At 68.7% G+C, this 4682-nt stretch carries 5 protein-coding genes; 1 reads left to right on the forward strand and 4 read right to left on the reverse strand.

The window, feature by feature from the left end; genetic code table 11:
* The coding region (locus tag ACWJ6R_RS30420; protein WP_449065521.1) for a DUF6461 domain-containing protein at window positions 1-644 on the forward strand (644 nt) is incomplete at its 5' end.
* A gap of 145 nt (window positions 645-789) precedes the next feature.
* Here ACWJ6R_RS30420 and istB read toward each other — a convergent pair.
* The 4 genes from istB to ACWJ6R_RS30440 form a co-directional block, all read right to left on the reverse strand.
* The gene (gene istB, locus ACWJ6R_RS30425; RefSeq protein WP_449065522.1) at window positions 790-1446 is read right to left on the reverse strand and encodes an IS21-like element helper ATPase IstB; all 657 of its coding nucleotides are present in this window, start codon (window positions 1444-1446) and stop codon (window positions 790-792) included.
* 16 nt (window positions 1447-1462) lie between these two features.
* Window positions 1463-2866, reverse strand: coding sequence for an IS21 family transposase (gene istA, locus ACWJ6R_RS30430; protein WP_449065523.1), 1404 nt, complete (start codon window positions 2864-2866; stop codon window positions 1463-1465).
* Window positions 2867-2956: 90 nt separating this feature from the next.
* Window positions 2957-4345, reverse strand: coding sequence for an integrase catalytic domain-containing protein (locus tag ACWJ6R_RS30435; RefSeq protein ID WP_449065524.1), 1389 nt, complete (start codon window positions 4343-4345; stop codon window positions 2957-2959).
* A complete protein-coding gene (locus ACWJ6R_RS30440; protein ID WP_449065525.1) occupies window positions 4342-4584 on the reverse strand; it encodes a hypothetical protein in 243 nt (80 codons plus the stop codon). The genes ACWJ6R_RS30435 and ACWJ6R_RS30440 overlap by 4 nt, the downstream gene beginning before the upstream one ends.
* Window positions 4585-4682 lie beyond the last annotated feature (98 nt).

The following is a 4682-nucleotide window of genomic DNA, read 5'->3' on the forward strand; positions in this document are numbered from 1 at the left end:
AGTTCAACCTGCAGATCCGTGCACTAGGCCGGACACACATCTGCGGAACGCAGGTTCTGGTCTCGGCCATCTTCACCGAGGGACTCGATGATGACCAAGACCTGTGGTCGCTGGGCTTCAGCGCCATGTGGATCAAGGGTGCGGACCTCGATGCCCTCGCCCGAATCTTCCATCTGGACCTCGCCACCCGGACCCCGTGCTACCTAAGCGAGATTCTCGACCACCACCTCAACGACGAATCCCGCTGGGTGGCCGAGGTCAACGGCTGGATGGGCATCGTGCCGGCGCACGGCCACGGCGAGTTCCTGCGCTCCGTCACCGAAGGCGGCCGCCAAGCCCTCGGCCTCCTCATGGACATCAACCACAACGCCTACTTCGATTACGCCCGCGACGGCCACACGGTCGTCTCCTTCGACCCGCTCTCGCCGGAGAACTGGATACGGTCCGGCGACGACCCGCACGCGCTCGATCACCTGATGGAGGGACTGCGCTTCCAGATCAGCGATGGCGACGTCCTCGACAATCCCGCGGAGGGGCCAGAGAGTATCAGCTCGGCCTTGGCACTGATCGGGCGCATCACGGAAACCGACATCGCCACCGACTGGTTCCTGGCGCAGCACTCACGCATCAGGCCCACCTCCTGACGGCTCGCGCCCCGAACAGGAGTGCGCTGCTGGCTGGCAGTCCTGGGACACCTCCGCCGTGACCTATTGGAGGCCGGAGAACAGCTGACCGCCTTTGCCACAGACACGCCTTTCCTTGCGCGGCTGAACCCGTGCAGTTTCGGCCTCACCTGACACACGTTCGGGTGAACATGTGCGCTTTGCTGAAGGCCTTGTTGGAGGTCAGGATGATGGAGCCCTTCTCATACCGCTTGGAGATCATCTGGAAGACGAGGTTGGCCTCGTCGCGATCCAGCGGCAGGTAGCCGACCTCGTCCAGGACCAGGACGTGCGGGCGCAGGTAGGTGCGCAGCTTGCTGGTCAGCCGGCCGATCGCATCAGCGGCCTTGAGCTGGCGGACCATGTCGTCCAGCGTGGTGAAGTAGATGGTGAAGCCGGCGCGGCAGGCGGCCACCGCCAACGCCACCGCGATGTGGGTCTTGCCCACCCCGGGCGGGCCCAGCAGCGCGGCGTTGGCCTTGGCCTCGACGAAGGCGAGCGTGGCCAGGTCGCGGACCCGGCGCGGGTCGAGCTCGGGCTGGTAGGAGAAGTCGTACTCCTCGATGCTCTTGTGGTGCGGCATCTTGGAGATGCGCAAGGCATGGCGCAGCCGGCGCTCCTCGCGGACGGCGAGCTCTTCTTCCAGCAGCAGGTCCAGGAAGTCGAGATAGCCCATCTGGGCGGCGTCGGCGCGCGACAGATGGACCGGCAGGGCCTCGGCCAGGTGGGGCAGGCCGAGCTTGGCGGCGGTGGCGCGGATGCGGGTGGTGACCAGCTCGCTCACGGTGATGGGTGTCCTTCTACGGTGTCGTCGGGGTGGTGAACGGGCCGGTTCCGGTGATCTGGTCGTAGACCGCCAGCGGCCGTCGGCCGACGGTGATCTGGGCGGCATCGGCGCGGGCGAGCAGGAACCGCAGGGCCGCGGACGGCTTGTCCGGTTGCCGGGTGCGCGGGGCGGGCGGGTCCTCGTGGCTGGTGGTGGTGGCGCGGGTGTGCCCGTCGGGCAGGGCCTTCCAGTGGTCGGGATCGACGACGTGAGCGCCGCGGCCGACAGCGCGGGGGTGCACGGCCAGCAGTGTCACGCCGTGCTCGTCGGGAACGGTCGCGTGCAGGCTGATGGTGGCGGCCGAGGCGCGCACCTCGACCAGCTGGCGGTGGAAGACCTTGGTGGCGGGCACGGAGTACAGGTTGGCCTCGAAGGCGACCAGGCAGTCCTTGCCGACGTGGCGCAGGTGCCGGTTGACCACGTGATAGGGACGGGCCGGCAGCGGGCGCAGCGCGGCGTGGTCACGGGCGGCGCGCACGCCGATCACCTCGCCGTGCGTGCCGTGGGTGCGGCGGCGGCGCAGCGGCACCCAGGCCAAGAACGCCTCGTCCAGCTCGTGCAGGGAGGAGAACGCCCGTCCGGCCAGGACGTGATCGCGCACGATCCGTACCTGGCGTTCGACGCGGCCCTTGCCGGTGGGCCGGTAGGCGGCCAGCACGTCGATGGTGAAGTCGTAGTGCCCGGCGAAGGCCACCGCCTCCGGATGCAGGGGAACGGCCTGGCCGGGGGCGACGTGCCGGCGGATCACGGTCTTGGTGCGGTCGTAGACGATCGAGCCGGGGACCCCGCCGAAGTGCGCGAACGCGCGCCGGTGGCAGGCCCAGAAGGTGGCCAGGTCCATGCTGGTGGTGAAGCAGCAGAACGGATCACGTGAATACGACAGCACCATGTGGAAGGAGTAGACCTTCGTGATGCCCATGTGGGCGAGGACGGCACCCTCGTCGCCCCAGTCGACCTGGGCCTGGGCGCCGGGCACGACCTCGAAGCGGCGGTGCAGCCGGGCCAGTTCGCTGGGGGTGTAGCCGAGCTCGGCGGCGATGCGTGGGCGGGCTTCTTGCAGGTAGAGCTTGACCCGCTGGTAGTTGCCGGTGAAGCCGTACTCCTCCACCAGGCGCTCGTGGATGACCGTGCCCTTCAGAAGGATCTCCGCGCGCAGCCACGCATCGATGATCGGCGCGTAGGGAGGGATCACCTGGTTACGGCGTCCAGGTCGCGGGGCGGCTGTCGGAGGTGCGGCAGAGGCGTCTTCCTCGAGGTATTTCTTGACCGTCCGCCAGTTCAGCCCGGTCTCCCGGGCGATCTCCGACAGGGTGGCTCCGGCGTCCCGCAGCGCTCGGAAGCGGCGCAGCTCAAGCCATCGCTCGGCTTCCAGCACCATCGGCCACCCCCAGGACGGTCATCACTCCCTGGAAGCCTTTCTGCTGCTCAGTCCGCTACCGCGCCGACACGCTGGCGTATCTCTGCACGTTTACTTGTACCTGCCTCTGCACTTGAAGTCGTACGCCGACAGCTCAAGCAGGGACCACACGGCCTGCTGCCCGACGTTGCGGCCTCGCCGTTCGGTGTTGCTGCCGATGTAGCCGGCCACGAACTGGGCGAACAACGTGCCGACCGAGCCGAGCATCCGCTCGATGTGGCCCTTCTGCCAGCCCGACGCGCCGTGGACGGGCTGCAGGTTGATCCCTAGAAAACTGCAGGAGGAGCGGAAGTTGCGGGAGATGAACACCTTCCCCTGGTCGACCACGATCGTCTCGGGGACGATGACCGGGCGGGCCGCGGCGTGCCCCAGCCGCGCGTCGATGTCCAGCAGCCGCTGCCAGGGCAGCGCCGAGCGAGACATCGCCAGCGCCTGCGCCCAACCGGGACGCATCGGCTCGGGCGTGACGGTGCGGGCCAGCAGCACGCTGGCGTCCACCGACTTCGTCGTCGGGCGCAGCACCGCCGCCGTCACGGTCCTGGTCGCAACATCGATCACACCGGTCAAATCGACCCGACCGACCACTCCGTCGTCCAGCCGCACCAGCACATCCAGCGGGGTGGAGTCCATCTGCATCACCTCGCCCGGCGCCCACGCGTCCACCTCGCTGAACGGGCCGTCCGGGCGAGCCGCCAGCGAGCGGCGGGTGCGGGCCGACCCGATGGTGTGCTTGCCCGCCGATAACCTGTCCAGCAGCCGATAGAGGCTGCGCCGGGACGGCAGCTTCACTGCCCCGGGCCCATGCGCGGCCTCCAGGATCTGCTCGGTCCGCCAAAACAGGAACGTCGCCGTCCGCGAGGACTCCTGCGTGGCTTCACCGATCGCCTGGCGCATCGCCTCCACCACCGCTTGGTCCACCCGACCATGCGGGGAGACCGGCTTGTCGACCCGGTGATCGACCATTCCGACCACGCCGCGAGCCTCGTAACGGCGCCGCCGTTTGGCGATCGCGCTCGCCGTCACCGGCCTGCCCGCCGCAGTCAGTTCCGCGGCCTTGGCCTGCTCCCGCCGGGTCAACGACACGCAGGCCGGGTCGTACTCCGGTTTCGGCCGGGTCCCCTCCGGGGCGTGCGGTGGAACACCGTGCAGCACCTCGACGATGTGCCGTTCCCACCACAACGCCTCCTGCGCCACCGTCTCGGATAGCCCGTCCAACGGAGTCGTGGCAGGAACGCGGGAACGGGACGAGCCGGTGACAATCTCGACGTCCTCGGCCGTCTGCAACTCGACCAGGGCCATGTCGGTGACCATGCCGTCGGTGTCGGCCAACCGCACCTCTGTGCCCAGCACCGCGATCACCGTGCGCAGCTTCCCCGCCACCCGTATCCGGTCACCGATCGCCAGGCCCGCAGGCCGCTGCGGCCGGTTTCTTGCGCTCACCCGCGACCGCCCTTCGGCCGAGCGGCCCGCACCAGCGTCGTCGGGCTCAATCGCTCCCGGTCCAGATCGGCGACCAACTCGCCGCACCACATCAGATGAAACAACGCCGGCAGCACCGCCAACCGATCTCCCACCACCTCGGCCCCGGCCAGCAGAGGTGCCGGGAGGGTGAACACTTCCCGCAGCCGGTCGACGATGTCTGCGCGGCCGGCGCACCGCGGATGCCGGTAGCGGGCCAACCACCGGACGTTTGCCCGCAGAACCGGATCGATCTCGCCCAGCCCCTCTGTGCCAAGCTCAAGTGAGACAAACAGGGACTAAGTGCCTTAACTGACAT

The organism is Planomonospora algeriensis (assembly GCF_977012225.1).

Coding starts and splice junctions, on each gene's coding strand:
- istA (WP_449065523.1), bottom strand. CDS start 2,866: ATGGTGCTGGAAGCCGAGCGATGGCTTGAGCTGCGCCGCTTCCGAGCG.